Source organism: Gilliamella sp. M0320 (assembly GCF_016101635.1).
GTDB lineage: Bacteria > Pseudomonadota > Gammaproteobacteria > Enterobacterales > Orbaceae > Gilliamella > Gilliamella apis.
The window spans coordinates 50229-67910 of sequence record NZ_JACFQD010000007.1; the positions used below are offsets into that span (position 1 = coordinate 50229).

Genomic DNA, 17682 nt, shown 5'->3' on the forward strand with positions numbered 1-17682 from the left:
AATAATGGTAAAATTTGGGGGTCCGTTGTATTTAACAATGGGCTTGTGTCTAACATGTAATATCCCTAACTAGAGGAGAAGTGGTGAGCATGTTTACTCAACGTAAAACAATTCTTTCAATCATCGCTGGTGTATCACTAGCACTATCTCAATCTGCTATAGCAAAAGACCGTGTCGTGCATTTTTATAATTGGGCAGGTCAAATTGGTAATAGCACAATCACTGATTTTGAAAAATCAACTGGTATTAAACTGGTTTATGATGTGTATGATTCCAATGAAGCGCTTGAAGGTAAATTAATGGCCGGTCATTCTGGTTTTGATGTGGTTTCACCTTCAGATAGTTTTTTAGCTAGACAGATTAAAGCTGATATTTATCTACCGTTAGATAAAAGTAAATTGCCTAATTGGAAAAATCTTGATCCTAATTTAATGAAATTAATGGCTAACCATGATCCAGATAATAAGTATGCAATCCCATATGTATGGATGACTACTGGTATTGGTTATAACATTGATAAAGTTAAAGAACGTCTTGGAAAGGATGCTCCTGTTGACAGTTGGGATTTAGTTTTCAAACCTGAAAATATGGAAAAACTTAAAGATTGTGGTGTGGCATTCTTAGATGCTCCAACTGAAATCTTAGCAAGTGCTCTTCAATATTTAGGTAAAGATCCAAATAGTACTGATGCAAAAGATTATACTGGTGCAGCTTACGAATTGTTGGAAAAAGTAAGACCAAATATCCGTTATTTCCATTCATCTCAATATATTACTGATTTAGCTAATGGTGATATTTGTGTGATTTTAGGTTGGTCAGGTGATATTTTACAATCCCGTGATAGAGCTAACGAAGCCAAAAATGGCGTGCATGTTGGATATCAAATTCCGAAAGAAGGTGCATTAGTATTCTTTGATACTTTTGCTATTCCAAAAGATTCTGCAAATCCTGATGAGGCTCATGAGTTTTTGAACTTTGTTATGAAACCTGAAATCGCAGCTCAAGTTACTAATGATGTTAATTTCGCTAGCGCTAATAAAGTTGCAAATGATCAGTTTGTTAAGCCAGAAGTGAAAAATGATCCAGCGGTTTATCCAAAACCAGAAGTGATGGAAAAATTATTCACTTTAACGGTAAAAGAACCGAAACTTGAACGTGTGATCACTCGCACATGGACAAAATTAAAAACGGGTAAATAGCCGTTTGAAAATGTCAATTAATTGACTTATACATTCTAGACGGGGAGATTTAAAATCTTTCCGTCTCGTTTTTTTTGGCTTGTTGTTATGAGGAAAAAAGTGTGAACGATAAAACAACAAATCAGGTACAGCCTAAAAAAAAGATGATAACTCCATTATTGGAGATCAAAAATTTAACCAAAGTTTTTAATGATGATTATTATGCCGTTGATGATGTCAATTTAACCATTTATACCGGAGAGATTTTTGCCTTATTAGGAGCTTCTGGTAGTGGTAAATCAACATTATTGCGGATGCTTGCCGGTTTTGAACAACCGACTTCTGGACAAATTATTTTAGATGGTAAAGATTTATCACAAGTACCACCTTATAATCGTCCGATTAATATGATGTTTCAATCGTATGCTCTTTTTCCTCACATGACGGTTGAGCAAAATATTGCCTTTGGATTAAAACAAGATAAATTAGATAAAAATGAAATTAAACATCGTGTTGAAGAGATGTTGGCGCTTGTGCATATGGAACAGTTTGGCAAACGTAAACCTCATCAACTTTCAGGTGGTCAAAGACAACGCGTTGCTTTAGCTCGAAGTTTAGCTAAAAGACCAAAATTACTACTGTTAGATGAACCAATGGGCGCATTGGACAAGCAACTTCGTGACCGAATGCAACTTGAAGTGGTTAGCATCTTAGAACAAGTTGGTGCAACCTGCGTAATGGTTACCCATGATCAAGAAGAAGCCATGACTATGGCTGGGCGTATTGCGATTATGAACAAAGGCCAATTTGTGCAAATAGGTGAGCCTGAAGAAATCTATGAACATCCAAATAGCCGTTATAGTGCCGAGTTTATTGGTTCTGTAAATGTTTTTGACGGTATTTTACAAGAGACCTTAGAAGATGGATTAATTATCAGTTGTCCGATGATTAAACACCCATTAAAAGTCGATTACGATTCACCGGCGGTTGAAGGTGTGCCAATTCAAGTCGCATTACGACCGGAAAAAATTAAACTTTGTGATGAAATTCCAGCCGATGGTTACAACGTTGCCACGGGTGAAGTAGTTGAAATTGCCTATTTAGGCGATCTGTCGATTTATCACGTTAAATTACAAAGTGGACAAATTATTATTGCTCAACTACAAAACGAACATCGTTATCGTAAAGGAATGCCAACTTGGGGTGATATTGTCAACTTAAGTTGGGAAATTGATAGCTGTGTTGTGCTGACCGAATAAACACAAGAGGACAAATTGATGCGATCCATTTTATGGGGTTTGTTGTTAAATGCCTTAGTGTTACTTGGTGTTTATGTACGTTTTGTAACCATCAATGCATTTGACAATCTGTTTTTAGATGCGTTATTTACGTCAATGGTATTAAGTTTATTAGTATCATGTGTTGGCGCATATTTGGCACATTATAAACCATCTAAATTTGCTTATCGGTTGATTATAGCCGGCAGTATTTTATATATACCTGCTGGATTAGGTTTAGTGGCGATCTATTATGCTTATCGTAAGTTGCGACTACAACGTGATGATTCTGATTTGATGACACTCTATGGCCGTCTATTAGTTATCGCTATTCCATATTGTTGGATGTTGTTGCTATTTTTATTACCGTTTTTGATTGTATTTCGAATCAGTTTTTCCGAAGTGGCGATAGCCGTACCACCTTATACTGAACTGCTAAGTTATGAAGATGGTCTAGTTAATATTGTTTTAAACTTTGGTAATTATTTTAATTTACTCGAAGATACTATTTATCTAGACTCTTATTTACAATCATTAAAAGTTGCTGCAATTTCCACATTGCTATGTATTTTGATCGGTTACCCTTTAGCTTGGGCTATTTCACAATGTAAACCATCAACCAGAAATATTTTATTACTATTAATCATATTGCCATCATGGACTTCGTTTCTAATTCGGGTTTATGCTTGGATTGGGATTTTAAATCCTAATGGTCTATTAAATAATTTCTTAATGTGGTTAGGGGTTATAGATCAGCCATTAATCATAATGAAAACTTACTTAGCTGTTTATATCGGTATTGTCTATTCTTATTTACCATTTGTGGTATTACCAATTTATACCTCATTAAGTAAAGTAGACACAACGCTGATTGAAGCGGCGTTAGATCTTGGTTGTAAACCAATTAAAACCTTCTTCAAAATTATTGTACCGCTAACCAAAAATGGCGTTATCGCCGGAGGCATGTTGGTATTTATTCCTGCAGTAGGTGAATATGTTATTCCTGAATTATTAGGTCCTTCTGATGGTCTAATGATTGGTACCCAATTATGGGCTGAATTCTTTAATAATCACGATTGGCCAGCTGCATCAGCAGTGGCAACAGTAATGTTATTGATATTAATTGTACCTATCTACTACTTTAATAAGTTCCAGAACCGAGAAATGGGAGGTAAATAAATGAATAATTTACCATTAGTCATGCGCTCAGCATTGATTGTTTTTATTGCTGCATTATTCGGTTCAATAGTGTTATCGGTTTTGATCTCTGCATCAGGATTTGCGCTATTAGGTAGTGCTAGCTTGTATGTCGGATGCTTGCTATTTAGCCTTATCTTAACAACTATTGTAACAATTGCGTTGTTAGTAAGATGTTTAAAAGGATTAATTCTATTAGTAGTTTTTTCCTTTTTATATATCCCTATGGTCATTTTAATTGTTTATTCGTTCAATAGTTCAAGGCTGGTAACGGTATGGGCAGAATTTTCAACCAAATGGTATGTTGAGTTAATACATAATGACACTTTACTCAAAGCAGTAGGATTGAGTTTGACTATCGCGGCAGGTGCAGCCTCATTAGCGATTGTACTGGGTACTTTAGCTGCTTTTACTCTCATTCGGTTTAGACGATTCCGTGGCTCTAACCTGTTCTCGTTTATGACTACGGCACCGTTAGTTATGCCTGATGTCATTACTGGTTTAGCCTTATTACTGCTATTTGTCGGAATGGGACAAGCGCTCGGTTGGCCAAAAGAACGCGGTGCATTGACTATTTGGATGGCGCATGCAACATTCTGTACTGCATATGTGACAGTTGTTATCAGTGCCAGATTGCGAGAGTTAGACAAGTCAATCGAAGAAGCGGCTTTAGATCTTGGTGCGAATCCATTGAAGGTATTTTTCATAATTACTTTACCAATGATTGCACCAGCGCTGGTTTCTGGTTGGTTATTGGCATTTACTCTATCACTTGATGATGTGGTTATTGCTAATTTTGTTACCGGACCGGGTGCAATGACATTACCGAAACTAGTATTTTCTAAGGTTCGTTTAGGTGTCGATCCACAAGTTAATGCCTTAGCAACAATTATTTTACTAATTGTTGGTATTATCGGTTTTATGTCATGGCTTTGGATGCGTCGCGCCGAAAAACGACATTTAAGAGAAATTCGCATGCGTTAATCTGATTATTAATTATTGCCGCTTTTGCGGCAATTTTTTTATCCTTATAAAATATACGTGTTTTTTTAGCCGTTTTATATTATAGTGTGCGCAGTCAGGTTACTGACAAAATTCTCAGGGCGGGGCGCAATTCCCCACCGGTGGTATAGCCCACGAGCGCTTAGTAAAATCCTATTTTATTAAGGACAGCAGATTTGGTGAGATTCCAAAGCCGACAGTTAAAGTCTGGATGAAAGAGAGTAGCTTATCTTTTCTATAATTAGCGTTATAGCTAAATCACTATGGTCAAGCACTTGCCCTGATTCTGGTATTTAATATATTTAATTTTTAATAAATTTAAGTTAGTTAATTAAGAATAAATATATTTAGTTTAATAAAACAGGATAGGTATTTACCATGAATCAGTTTAATTTAAATGAATTTGGCACATCAATCGAGCGCGTAAACAAAGCAATTGCTTCAATCAAAGCTGGATCTGGTGTGTTAGTTTTGGATGATGAAGATCGTGAAAACGAAGGAGACATCATCTGGGCAGCGCAAACTATTACCACTCAGCAAATGGCATTAACTATTCGTCATGGCAGCGGTATAGTTTGTTTATGTATGCCACAATCTTATTGTGATAAATTGGAACTACCAATGATGGTTGCCAATAACACGAGTAAAAACCATACTGCTTTTACTATTTCTATTGAAGCGGCAAAAGGTGTTACAACAGGTGTATCTGCAGCAGATCGAGTAACGACTATCAAAGCCGCAGTAGCAGATGATGCTAAACCAACAGATTTAAATCATCCTGGTCATGTTTTCCCACTAGTTGCCAAAGAGGGTGGTGTATTAAATCGTCGAGGGCACACTGAGGCATCGGTTGATTTAGTAACATTAGCTGGATTTAAACCTGCAGCAGTAATTTGTGAAATAACTAATGATGATGGATCAATGGCAAGAGCGCCACAAGTTGTTGCGTTTGCAAAACAGCATCAGCTACCGGTAGTCACCATTGAAGATATAGTGGCTTATCGTAAATTATTATAATGTTTTTAATAATCCGCCGAAGTAATCGGCGGATTTTTTTGTTTAACCTAAAACCTTCAAAGCACAAGTTTTAGTAATTTTTACACCATTTTCTAATGCTGATGTATCAAAAGTCATATCAGGATGATGTAAACCTGGTGTTAAATCGACACCTAAGCCCCAAAAACCAGATTTTACATCTCTTTCGCGTGGATAATTGAAGAAATCTTCGCCACCAGGTGTGAAAATAGGATCTTTCAATCCCTCTTTTCCGAGTACATCGGTAATAGATTCAGCGATGATTTTAGTTACTTCATCATCTATTTCCGCAGCAGGGATTTCTTTCGATACTTTGATATCAGCTTTAGCACCGATAGATGCCACACTTAATTCAATCGCTTTAAGCGTTTTGGCTTTTAATTCATCCATAGCAGGGTTGGTTGGTGCGCGTAAATCCCAACAAACATAAGCCTCAGAAGGAATAGCATTTGTTACACCGGCATCACATATACAACGTGTTGCTTTGACGCTATATGTTAAACTAGGAGCTAAATGAATGGTATTCACGGCTTGAATCGCCATAGTTGCCGCATCTAAAGCGTTAACGCCTAAATGAGGTCTTGCCCCATGAGCTGGTATACCATGAATATTGACTTCAACTGTGGTTGAAGCCGAATAGAACATAGCGGCTGATGCAAAGCCTTTAGGGCATTCTTCTTTAGGGCGAACATGTAAACCGATGATCATATCAACATCATCAATTGCACCGCCTTCAATCATAGCCAATGCACCAGAACCTAACTCTTCAGCTGGTTGAAAAATCAATTTTAGTTTACCTTTTTTGATATTTCCTTCTTTAATAAGCTCTTGTGCTGCAGTCAATAACATTGATGAATGGCCATCGTGACCACAAGTGTGTCTGGCACAATGTTGGCCATCAATTATGTGTCCTAAGGCATCCATATCCGCACGTAATGCCAGTACAGGACCTGATTTACCACTATCATATTCTGCAACAATACCTGTAGTATTATTTATATTACGGGTTACTTTGTAGCCAGCTTCTTCTAGTTTACTTGCTATATAGTTTGATGTTTTAACTTCTTCAAATCCTAGCTCAGGAATTTGATGTAAATAGTGATAGTGTTCGAGTACGTTCGACATAGATATCTCCTTTATCACACAATAAATCGCATAATGATCATCGCTATTAACGCATTAACAATACTATTAACCATTAATAGTGGCCAATATTTTTTAGGCACATCAGCGACACCAAGTAGACGGCCCATATATTGTAATTGTGAGCCCATTAAGAAGATAGCTGGTGCTATAATAGTGATATCAGTACCAGTGAGAATACCACCACTAATTAAATTTACAGCAACACCAGTTCCAGCGGAAGCTGATAACCAAGCTGTCAATAAAACAGTAATTGCTTCACCTGGTAATCCAAATAGTCCCATGACTGGGGCAAATACTTCACCAATTAATTGCATTAGACCGAGTCTTTTTAAAATTTCGGTAATAACAAATGCCATAATAATATTTGGCATTAAATTGTTAATGGCAATATTAAAGCCCTTACGAGCACCAATGACAAAAATGTCTAATGGATTGTTAGTCTGTTTTTGATTGCTTGAATTACTCATTGATGAAATCCTTTTTGTAAACTGAATTTAATACAAGGCGGACTAAAATTGCACCGACAAATTTCAATACAATCATAATGACCAGAGGCGTAAATATTGCAACAGACATTGACGCAAAAAGCGCTGAGCCAATAGAAAAATAGTTATTTATTAACCCTGCACCAGAATATTGCCATGCACTAATAATGACCAGATCTTTTTTAGTGATCTGTTTTTCATCGTATAATTCTTTGGTTAACACTGCACCAGCATCAGTACTTTGTAAATCAGTAATTAATGCCAAACCTGTTTTACCCGGAACACCTAATATAGGTTTAAGTAATGGTGTTAACAATTTGTGAGCCGCACGGATGGTACCATAATGGGTAAAGATTTCTAACACGCCTAATGCAAGCATTACAGTTGGAATTAATGATAGAGCGAAAATAAAGCCGGCTCTGGCGCTATTACCACCTTCACCAACGAAGGTATTTTTCTCTGGATGGAGCATTGTGCCAAACTTACCACTTAAACTGGTAAAATCAAATGCCCCCAACCAAGCTTTTCCATCTACGTTATAAAATAGTCCGGAAAAGAACAGTATGGCCACAATAAGTGACACATAAGCCTTTATGCCGACTTTAAATTCATCGTCCGATTTTTTTGACATTGTCTATTCCTTTTAATTTATCTGACTTATTCTTTGATAAAAGTATTAAATAAGTTGTATTTAAAGTACTTGAATTATTTTGCTTTCGAAAAGAATTAAAGCACTAAGCGAAGTATTCTATATTGATTTAATTGAAAAAAAACCCCTTTCCTCAAAATATTTTATAAATTAATTTATATTAGTATATCCAATGAGAATTGATAATTTAATTAGTAACAAACTATCAAAATTAAGATTTGTAAATGTAGTTATTGTTATTTTTGGTTTTAATTAATAATAACAAGAACGGTGAGATAAAGATTTCAAGATGCTTTATGATTAATAAGAAAGTTATTTAAAAGCATTGAATTATCAATAATTATAGGCTTGCCATTTGTTATCCATCGTTATAAAATTATCAATATAGGCTAAAAACAGATAACGAAATATTGTAAAAATTATTTCAATAGTTATCCTATAATTTATATAAGGTAGAATTGTTTTTCTGCATAAGCATCATAATCTTTAGGTGGCAAACATTCCTGTTTGCGAACCATCATTTGTTTTCATTAAGCACATTAATGGAAAGACATTACTAAGCAATAGAAAATTGAAGATAATAAATTAACGAGGTCGTTATGAACAGCAGGAATAAAGAGTGGGCATTTGTTGTTCTCACCTGCTTTTTTGAATTGTGTTGGGTATTTGGTTTCACTACAGCAAGTCAGTGGTGGCATTGGGTTATTATCATTCTGGTGATCATTGTTGATTTTACCTTTTTAACAAGTGCATGTAAGACTATTCCTACGGGGACCGTATATGCAATATTTTCTGGTGTTGGTGCGATTGGTTCACTAGTTATAGATATGGTCTTGTTTGGTAAAGAAATCAAACCAATTGAAATATTTTTTGTTGCATTAATTATTATTGGCGTTGTGCAACTTAAACGAGCAGATAGCTAATTAACTGAAATTTGGATTATGATATGGGATGGTTATTTATTTTAACTGCTGCAATATTTGAAGTTATTGGTGCTATAGGCCTTAAGCTTTATTCACAACAAAAAAATTTATTCCGATTGACACTATATTGGGGCGGTTTTTTTGTTTCGTTTTCATTATTTTATTTTTCATTAAAGTATCTGGATTTAAGTATAGTTTATCCAGTATGGGTAGGACTAGGTACTTCAGGTGCTGTATTAGCTAATATGTTTATTTTCAAAGAACCGAAAAATTTTACTCGAATATTCGGTCTTACTGTAATTATTATTGGTATTATAGGTTTGCATTTCACGATGTGATAAAAATTAATTTATTTTTTTAAATCAATTTGTTATGTCATTTCTATTTTAGAGTATTTGCATTAAAATCTAAACTTCTATACAATAATCAACACTTCTTTAGTGGGTTGTTAGCTCAGTCGGTAGAGCAGTTGACTCTTAATCAATTGGTCGCGGGTTCGATCCCCTCACAACCCACCATTCTTTTTTTTAACCTCATATTCAATTGTTAAAAATCCCTTTTAGAATAAGACTTTATACTATAAGCACTACTTACATTTAATTGCGTCAAATTGCATATGCATTTGTATACGCTAACAATATTCATATAAACGTATACAAATACGGCGGGAAGACTTACGGCAACTAACAAATTGACAGATATAAAAAATATGAAGCAAGTGATGGTAATAGTTTATCTATATTAGTAAAAAAAATGACACAAAAATTTGACGGTTTAGATATTTAAGACTCGATACAAAAAAACCTTATCAGCTAAGCTTGGTGAAATATCCTTACATTTCTCTAGCTTTTGCAAGAGAAATAAGAGATGAATTTAAAACATTAGTGCTAGTTGGTATAGATCCCGCAAACATCAAGGAACTACAAGAAGAACAAAAACAAAAAGAAGACCAACTTAAATTTGTAAATATATTTTGGGAATGGGTAAATCATCAAAAATTAAATTTTTTGGATAAAAATAAAATTGTAGTAGAGAACACGCAAAATTTGAAAGAAGGATTTAATATAGATAGTTTGATTAATAAACAAATAGCTTTAAAAGAATTACAAAAATATAAACATAATTTTATGACAAATAAAAATTGCGTTATGTCATGTATTAAAATTGAAGAAATTGAGTTGTTTTGTACTAATAATTTAGATAAATATATCATTGCAAATAAAGTTTTATTCACAAAAGATAATTCATCTAAAAAAACTAAATTTGAAAATATGTTATAAATAAAAAAGAGAGTTAAAACTCTCTTTTTTTATTATTATTGTTAAGATTTTTTCCTCCTGAGATACTATGTCTAGTATATAACAATCGATTTTGCAGATCAATAAATTATGATATAATAGACACAAACTATCGCAAATTATATGACCGATCGTTCAAATCTTTCAAAAAAATATAAAAAAGTAACAACTTATAAATAATAAGTGTAAAAAGTGATTTTATATATGTGGAATAATTATTTATAAACATTTCAATAATTATATTTTTCTAGTGTGGGGGCATTAATAACATAAAGACTTTGTGCTGAAATAGAACCCAAAAAAGTAATTAAATCCGTAATAATGAATGTCCTTAATATTTTTTATGCATCAAATAATAACCATGTAATTAACAAAATATAACACTATAACAACATGTAAATAATGCATAGATTATTAATAATAATTTTTATTGATGTGGTTGGTATCATAAAATAAACATTTCTTTTAAATAACTAGTTGTTTTTGATATAGGATTTTTAACATTATGATGGGTGATGAAGTTAATTAAAATTGTTTAATGTTATGCAGCAAGTTATATGTAGTTATTTTAGTGTTTGATAAATCCATTAATATAAATTTGTTACCTTACTAAAACACTTACCTCACAATCCAATATTTAAAACCATTAAAATAAATCATTAATCCTTACTTTTTGACTATAAAATCTTAAAATATATTAAGTGCGTTAAAATAATAATCTTTTTTCGTCCATTTATTAATGCCTCGAATCCTACTTATTTATATGCATTTAATAAATCTTTTACTAGCTTTATATGAATTAGCTCCTAATGAGTCATAATTCTTAACTGATAGCACTATGATTGTCTTCAAAATTTTATTACTGACTGTTTCTGCGATCGATTTATAAGATAAATGATTTCGGTTGGCATAAATTGCGATTGATACGTGATTTAGAGTCATTCTTGAGATGTAGTTGGAAAATTAAAATTTTTCAAAATTGTATATTTCCTATGATTCAGGAATCAGTCTGAACAGTCGATTTGATAATATTTTGCAGGTCAATTGATGAGATTTTAATAAATTTATCGCAGTTTACATGTCTAGACTATAATTACATGATTCTAACAATATGATAACAAAAGCATATTGGGAAAACTTTCTAAAATGACATCGGTGGTTATGCCTTAATCTTCAAAAATAAAGGGTATTATAAAAAAAGAGGGTTATCCCTCTTTTTATTAGTGATCTGACATATAGTATTGTCATAGAAATTTATTAAAATTTTTAAGGTAAAAGATAAAAAGCTATCAAAATCCACCTTTAATCGGTTTATTTATAATGCAGTGTTCATAATTATGTTTGCTTTAAAACTGAATATAGCTTTTTTCTATTACTGATGATACTTACTTACATTAATAAATCTATAAATAATACCATCACTACAAACTGATGTTGTATAATCTTTTCCTGACATCATTTCCTTTTTAATTTGCTCATTATCATTTTTATCACAGTTTTCTAGTACTCGGTAAAGTAACCCCGAATAACTTAAGTTTTCTATGTTTCGTGGCAAATCTATATTTGAATCAAAATCACTTAATTCGACTTTCATTTTAGCGAAATCAAAAGTTATAGTATTTTTTTCACCACAACCAGTTAGAGTAAAATTTAAAAAAATAATAAAGATAAATGTAATTATTTTATTCATTATTCAATTCCTTTCTTTAGCATTAATTATTTTCGAGGTAGTATCGTTTTTACACACTTAAGTAGTATACTTACCATCGGTATTAAACTTTCTAGTAATTACAGAAAAATTTAGATTGTAATTGTTATTGGTCTATTTTGTCTCCTATATCACTTAAACCAGCCACGTTAGTGGGACAGAACGAAAAAACATAAATATCAAAAAATATCATTTTTCGCATTTTATTGTCCTATTCCTGTTTTATGTTTTATTTGAGTGCTAGAATCACTAAATGTATATCTATGAACTGTTTTTGAGCTATTTTTATTAAAAAATATGAATAGTTGTTTAATTTTTGAATCACCATTATTTTGATTATAAATTAGGTTAATAATAGGGATAACTGCCATCGTCATGTTTGTCTTATCAACATAAAAAGAATATTCCCAAACTTCATTATCACCATTAAAATAGAATGCTTTTGGTTCCCCGAACATCTGTTTTATTTGATTTTGAGTGGTTTTTCCTTCTTTTATTTTAGTTTTAAGTGTTTGATATGTTTCATTTTCTAATGAGGTTTGACCACTTTCAGTTCTAAATCCACAGCCTGATAATAAAAATCCAGCTAATATAATGTTAATTAATAATTTATTCATTTCGTTTCCTAATTTTTAAGGCATAAACGAAGCTATGATGCCATCAATAATGACTAACTAAAAATTGCAAATAATTTCAGCAATTTTTCAGTATATAATACTGTTTTAGCAAATTTTAGTTTCTCTTTTCTGTTTGTTAAAAATATGATTATTTAAGGTTATTTTATAAATAACATTACCATGATATTAATTACTATTGAGAAAATTCCAGCAATCAATGATAGCCCACACATCATTGAACCGTGTTTGGTATAAGTTCCTCCTTTAAGCATTGCGAAAATACTCATAAAAACAGCAATAATAGCTAGAAAAGCACCAATACCCCCAAACATCATGTAACTTATGATGCTGAAAAAAAGTGCTCCTGCAGCAATCATGGCTCCAGTTTTTGCTTTTTGCTTTCTTAATTCTGTTTGTAAATCTTTTTGTGCTTCTCTGTTGTAAAATTCTCTTTGTAATGTTTCAAGATCTTTATCTTGTTTATTCTGTTCCATTTCCTACTCCATAAATTTATTTAAAATTTTAAGTTAATAAAAAGTTATCAAATTATATTACGATCGGTTTTACAGATCAATAAAATATATTACAATAGTTTTTATCTATCATAAATTATGTAACTGATCGTTGAAATCTTTTTATTTTTCTAATATGGAATACGTCAGAATGAAAAAATAAAAAACATAATTTCAATAGTAAGTATTTTGTATTCTTATATTTTTTATCTTTTTAATGTCTGTTAGTCGAGGTGGATTATTAAATCGGTACAATTATGGAGAGATTAATCATAAAATAATTAGGTAGATCTATTTTACGGATTCAATCTTGTTATCGTATAAATAAAAGCATTTTTAATAACAGATAGCTTGAAAACAATAAATCAAATCGAAAAAAGGTTATTAACCTTATTATTAGAGTAAAAACTTTAGGTTTGAACAATCTAAAAAGGCACTGCTAAGTCACTAAATTTTAGGTATAATGACTTAGTCATATAGAAATAACTGACTTTTTGTATTTATTTTTGTAAATAGTGGCAAATTGCAATTCATATTAATTGGTTATTAATAGTTATTGTAAAGCCACCATTTAACGCATGTAATATTTCATAAATTATTAACGATTTAGCTCGCTTAATTATCTCAATTGTTCACAAAATATATCATAACAAGTCTATATTCTATTTATTAAAATTTAACCAATTTGAGAGTAAAACTATGAACGCATATCTACTACTTTTCGGTGCAATTATCTGTGAAGTGATTGCAACATCTTCACTCAAATTATCTAATGGGTTTACTAATCTTACTTTTTCAATAATTACCATAATTGGTTATAGTGCTTCTTTCTATATTTTATCATTAGCTTTAAAAACGATACCTGTTGGTATTGCTTATGCGATTTGGTCGGGAATAGGGATTATCATTATTAGTTTTATCGCTTGGATTTTTTTAAAACAGTCATTGGATCTTGCTGCGTTGATTGGTATGGGATTTATTATTTTTGGAGTGGTAATTATTAATCTTTTTTCAAATATTTCAGGGCATTGAGATTGATTTAAACCCTAATCATAAAAACTATTATTAAATTTGGATTTTTTATTAAAATAAAAAAACCGGAGTAAAACTCCGGTAAAAGTTAGAAGAAAGGTATGTAAAAATATCAACTTTGAATAAAATTAGATTTCACTAGCGTGTTGTTTTAAGTAGCTAGCAACACCATTTGGATTTGCTTGCATACCTTGCTTACCTTTAGTCCATTGAGCAGGACAAACTTCACCATGTTCTTCATGGAATTGGAATGCATCAACAATGCGTAGCATTTCATCTACGTTACGTCCAATTGGAAGATCATTGATAGTTTCATGACGAACAACGCCTGATTTATCAATAAAGAATGAAGCACGAAGTGCAACGCCTGCTTCAGGATGTTCAACACCATAAGCTTGCATAATGCTATGTTTGATATCAGCAACGATCGGGAATTTTACTTCGCCAATACCACCTTTATCTTGTGGAGTATTGCGCCATGCATTATGGACATATTCGGAATCCATTGAAACACCAATAACTTCTACACCACGTTTTTTAAATTCTTCAAGACGGTGATCAAAAGCAATGATTTCTGATGGACATACAAAAGTAAAATCCATAGGCCAAAAGAATACAACTGCGTATTTACCTTTGATATGTTCGGCTAAATTAAAATTATTTACTATTTCACCAGAACCAAGCACTGCAGATGAAGTAAAGTCTGGTGCCTTACGAGTTACTAATGTCATAAGATATCTCCTTGTGTAACTGAATTTGTAATTTGTTTGTGGTGAATTATAGCAGTATGTATCAATACGCCAAGTTGTTATCAACGATTGATTTCATAAGTTTAAACTATGATAAACAAATTATTATTCGGTTTTAATTATCGTTTTCTTTGGTTTACCCTTGTTTTTAGTATCTCGATGACGCTGTTTTACTTTTTTCTTTTTCGTATCTTCTTGTTTTTTAGCTACACTTTTTTGTTTAGCTTTCTGTGATGGTTTCTTTTTAGTCACTGGTTTTGGTGCTTTGGTTTTTGGTCGTAATTCATCAATGGTTCTTAATTTAATCGGTTCACGTATATAACGTTCAATTTTTAGTAATAACTCATTATCGTGAGCTTCAACTAACATTATAGCGGTACCTTTTTTTCCAGCACGAGCAGTACGGCCAATGCGATGTAAGTAAACATCGGCGGTTTTAGGTGCATCAAAATTGATGACATGGCTTATATCGTCAATATCTATTCCTCTAGCGGCAACATCTGTTGCAACCAACACCTTAACTATGTCATTACTAATTCTTTTGATTGCTTCATTTCTTTTGGCTTGAACCATTTCGCCTTCTAGATAACAACTTTGAATACCTGCTTGATGAAGTAATGTTACTAATTCATGCACTCTTTCCCGTTTACGAACAAATACAATCGTTTTTTTCACTTCATCTTGTTTCAATAAATACGTTAATAATGCAACTTTATGGGCAAAATCATCAGCGCGATAATAAAATTGCAGAATTTTTTTTCGTTCTTTTCGCGAAGGGTCGGCATTGATTTCGACTGGTTCTTTAAGAATACGATTAGCAAAGCTATGTAATCCGTCACCTTCAAGCGTAGCTGAAAATAATAACGTCTGTTTGCGCCAACGGGTTTCAGCAGAGATAGTTTCTACATCCTGAGCAAATCCCATATCTAACATACGGTCTGCTTCGTCCAATATTAACATTTCAACTGCACGACAATCGAAGTTTTCTTCTTTAATATACTGTAATAATCGACCAGTAGTGGCTATGACAATATCTTGATTTTTACTAAATACTTCAGCATGGTTCATATAAGCAACTCCACCAGTAATCGTAGCGATACTTAGGTGAGTTGACTGCGTAAGTAATTTTGCTTGCTCAGCTATTTGGATTGCGAGTTCTCGAGTAGGGGTTAGTATCAAAACTCGTGGTGGTCCTGGTTTTCGACGAGGAAAATCAAGTAAATGTTGTACCGCTGGAATCAAAAAAGCTAAGGTTTTACCAGTTCCGGTTGGCGCCGATCCTAAAACATCCTTACCATCTAATGCTACTGGTATAGTTTGTGCTTGGATTACCGTTGGTGTATTAATATTTTGTGCTTGTAGATTGTCAATTAGGATATCGTCTAACTGTAAATCGGAAAAAGTTTGTGTAGTCATAATGCTCTTTTATCTATCATTTTGTCCCACATTATAACGGCAATCGCTATAACTACAATCTTTATCGACACGCAACTGATTTAGCTTTAAACAAGCATAAAACTGGTTTTGACGACAAATGCGGTAGATAATAAAGTCGTTACTCGCCTATAACCTTACCATAGGTTAGGGATTATGATAGAATTAAACACTTTATAAGATAGCGAGTACTATTCACACTTTATCTAAATTGATGATCGAATTATAAATATGACAGAATCTTTTTCTAACGACAAATATAACCAGCAGTTACAAAATAAAATAACCAATTTAAAAATATTATTATCTGATTTTTCATTACCCGATTTACAGGTTTTCTCTTCACCAATTAGTCACTATCGTATGCGAGCTGAATTTAGAATTTGGCACAACGGTGAGGAGCTTTATCATATTATGTATGATAAAAAAACTAAAAAAAGAGTAAGAATTGATAGTTTTCCAATTGCATCACAATTAATTAATCGTGCCATGCAAACAATTTTACCGTTACTTCAATATAATGATAAGTTGCGCCATCAACTTTTTCAGATTGATTATTTTTCCACGTTGAGCGGCCAGTTATTAATAACACTCTTATATCATAAAAAATTAGATGACCAATGGATAATAGAAGCTGAGCGTTTAAAACAACAATTAGCTGAGCAGGGTATTATTGCCAATTTGGTAGGTCGAGCTAGTAATCAAAAAATTGCGGTAAATGTTGATTATGTCGATGAGGTTTTGCCCATATTTGATAAGAACTTTAGTTATCGACAAGTAGAAAACAGTTTTACTCAACCTAATGCTGCTATCAACATTAAAATGTTGGAGTGGGCAATATCGGTTACTAAAGATTCTAAAGGTGATCTTCTAGAATTTTATTGTGGTAACGGTAATTTTTCGATTGCCTTGGCACAAAATTTTCGTAAGGTGTTAGCGACCGAGATTGCCAAAGCTTCGGTCTATTCAGCGCAACATAATATCAAAATCAATAATATTGATAACTTAATTATTGCCAGATTATCGGCCGAAGAATTTACCAGTGCAATTAAAAAAGAACGACAATTTAATCGATTGCAGGGCATTAATTTAGATGATTATCAATGTCAAACCGTATTAGTCGATCCACCAAGAGCAGGATTAGATAATAATACGCTTGAGATTATCCAAAGTTATCAAAGGATTATCTATATTTCTTGTAATCCGAATACGTTAAAAAATAATTTAGAACAACTTACCAAAACGCATCATATTGAACATTTTGCCATGTTCGATCAATTTCCTTATACCGATCATATTGAAACGGGTATTGTTCTTCGTAAAAACTAATATCAAACATATTCAATTACGGTTAAATTTGCTAAAATAAAATTAGTTTTATAGTGAATTAGCCGTAATCCATAAATAAATTTACATCAGTAAGTATTAAAGGCAAAAAAA

The 17682-nt window shown here is 32.5% G+C and carries 16 protein-coding genes, 1 tRNA gene, 2 pseudogenes and 1 riboswitch; of the genes and pseudogenes, 11 read left to right on the forward strand and 8 right to left on the reverse strand.

All coding sequences use genetic code 11. The features are described from left to right. The first annotated feature begins 89 nt into the window (after nt 1-89). The 5 genes and pseudogenes from H3T83_RS09430 (at nt 90) to ribB (ending at nt 5671) form a co-directional block, all read left to right on the forward strand. A complete protein-coding gene (locus H3T83_RS09430; RefSeq protein ID WP_198215628.1) occupies nt 90-1199 on the forward strand; it encodes an extracellular solute-binding protein in 1110 nt (369 codons plus the stop codon). Nucleotides 1200-1300: 101 nt separating this feature from the next. Then, nucleotides 1301-2437 (forward strand): putrescine ABC transporter ATP-binding subunit PotG, encoded by a 1137-nt coding sequence (potG, locus tag H3T83_RS09435; RefSeq protein ID WP_034902514.1) that lies wholly within the window; start codon nt 1301-1303, stop codon nt 2435-2437. A gap of 324 nt (nt 2438-2761) precedes the next feature. Continuing rightward, a pseudogene (gene potH / locus H3T83_RS09440) lies at nt 2762-3634 on the forward strand (putrescine ABC transporter permease PotH); the annotation flags it as partial. Nucleotides 3635-3877: 243 nt separating this feature from the next. After that, entirely contained in the window at nt 3878-4636 is a 759-nt protein-coding gene (locus H3T83_RS09445) for an ABC transporter permease subunit (protein ID WP_082205211.1), read from the forward strand. A 106-nt stretch (nt 4637-4742) separates the two neighbouring features. Next, a riboswitch (FMN riboswitch) is annotated at nt 4743-4881 on the forward strand. Between the two features lie 151 nt (nt 4882-5032). Continuing rightward, the gene (ribB, locus tag H3T83_RS09450) at nt 5033-5671 is read left to right on the forward strand and encodes a 3,4-dihydroxy-2-butanone-4-phosphate synthase (protein WP_198215629.1); all 639 of its coding nucleotides are present in this window, start codon (nt 5033-5035) and stop codon (nt 5669-5671) included. 42 nt (nt 5672-5713) lie between these two features. Here ribB and H3T83_RS09455 read toward each other — a convergent pair whose 3' ends face one another. The 3 genes from H3T83_RS09455 to H3T83_RS09465 are packed head-to-tail and all read right to left on the reverse strand — an operon-like array spanning nt 5714 to nt 7951. Continuing rightward, entirely contained in the window at nt 5714-6814 is a 1101-nt protein-coding gene (locus H3T83_RS09455; RefSeq protein WP_065579177.1) for a M20 peptidase aminoacylase family protein, read from the reverse strand. Between the two features lie 14 nt (nt 6815-6828). Further along, a complete protein-coding gene (locus H3T83_RS09460) occupies nt 6829-7302 on the reverse strand; it encodes a YjiG family protein (protein WP_086361013.1) in 474 nt (157 codons plus the stop codon). Then, nucleotides 7295-7951: a nucleoside recognition domain-containing protein gene (locus tag H3T83_RS09465; protein WP_144188193.1), complete on the reverse strand. Its 657-nt coding sequence runs from the start codon at nt 7949-7951 to the stop codon at nt 7295-7297. The genes H3T83_RS09460 and H3T83_RS09465 overlap by 8 nt, the downstream gene beginning before the upstream one ends. A gap of 617 nt (nt 7952-8568) precedes the next feature. Here H3T83_RS09465 and H3T83_RS09470 point away from each other — a divergent pair. The 4 genes and pseudogenes from H3T83_RS09470 to H3T83_RS09485 all read left to right on the forward strand — a co-directional run. Further along, a complete protein-coding gene (locus H3T83_RS09470) occupies nt 8569-8892 on the forward strand; it encodes a multidrug efflux SMR transporter (RefSeq protein ID WP_034902530.1) in 324 nt (107 codons plus the stop codon). Nucleotides 8893-8915: 23 nt separating this feature from the next. Next, entirely contained in the window at nt 8916-9230 is a 315-nt protein-coding gene (locus tag H3T83_RS09475; protein WP_198215630.1) for a multidrug efflux SMR transporter, read from the forward strand. Between the two features lie 104 nt (nt 9231-9334). Next, nucleotides 9335-9410 (forward strand) — tRNA-Lys (locus H3T83_RS09480). A 264-nt stretch (nt 9411-9674) separates the two neighbouring features. Then, nucleotides 9675-10172, forward strand: a pseudogene (locus H3T83_RS09485) (hypothetical protein); the annotation flags it as partial. A 1390-nt stretch (nt 10173-11562) separates the two neighbouring features. Here H3T83_RS09485 and H3T83_RS09490 read toward each other — a convergent pair. The 3 genes from H3T83_RS09490 to H3T83_RS09500 form a co-directional block, all read right to left on the reverse strand. Next, a complete protein-coding gene (locus H3T83_RS09490; RefSeq protein ID WP_065613183.1) occupies nt 11563-11880 on the reverse strand; it encodes a hypothetical protein in 318 nt (105 codons plus the stop codon). Nucleotides 11881-12101: 221 nt separating this feature from the next. Further along, the gene (locus tag H3T83_RS09495) at nt 12102-12515 is read right to left on the reverse strand and encodes a hypothetical protein (RefSeq protein ID WP_110453284.1); all 414 of its coding nucleotides are present in this window, start codon (nt 12513-12515) and stop codon (nt 12102-12104) included. Nucleotides 12516-12673: 158 nt separating this feature from the next. Further along, nucleotides 12674-13009: a hypothetical protein gene (locus tag H3T83_RS09500; protein ID WP_198215632.1), complete on the reverse strand. Its 336-nt coding sequence runs from the start codon at nt 13007-13009 to the stop codon at nt 12674-12676. A gap of 717 nt (nt 13010-13726) precedes the next feature. Here H3T83_RS09500 and H3T83_RS09505 point away from each other — a divergent pair. Then, nucleotides 13727-14059, forward strand: a complete 333-nt coding sequence (locus H3T83_RS09505; protein WP_198215633.1) for a multidrug efflux SMR transporter — start codon at nt 13727-13729, stop codon at nt 14057-14059. A 128-nt stretch (nt 14060-14187) separates the two neighbouring features. On the opposite strand, the gene H3T83_RS09510 is transcribed toward H3T83_RS09505, so the two are convergent. Both H3T83_RS09510 and srmB read right to left on the reverse strand, forming a co-directional pair. Next, entirely contained in the window at nt 14188-14790 is a 603-nt protein-coding gene (locus H3T83_RS09510; protein ID WP_034902551.1) for a peroxiredoxin C, read from the reverse strand. Between the two features lie 123 nt (nt 14791-14913). Beyond that, nucleotides 14914-16224: an ATP-dependent RNA helicase SrmB gene (srmB, locus tag H3T83_RS09515; RefSeq protein WP_034902555.1), complete on the reverse strand. Its 1311-nt coding sequence runs from the start codon at nt 16222-16224 to the stop codon at nt 14914-14916. 249 nt (nt 16225-16473) lie between these two features. On the opposite strand from srmB, the gene trmA reads away from it, so the two are divergent. After that, nucleotides 16474-17571: a tRNA (uridine(54)-C5)-methyltransferase TrmA gene (gene trmA, locus H3T83_RS09520; protein WP_198215634.1), complete on the forward strand. Its 1098-nt coding sequence runs from the start codon at nt 16474-16476 to the stop codon at nt 17569-17571. Nucleotides 17572-17682: the final 111 nt, after the last annotated feature.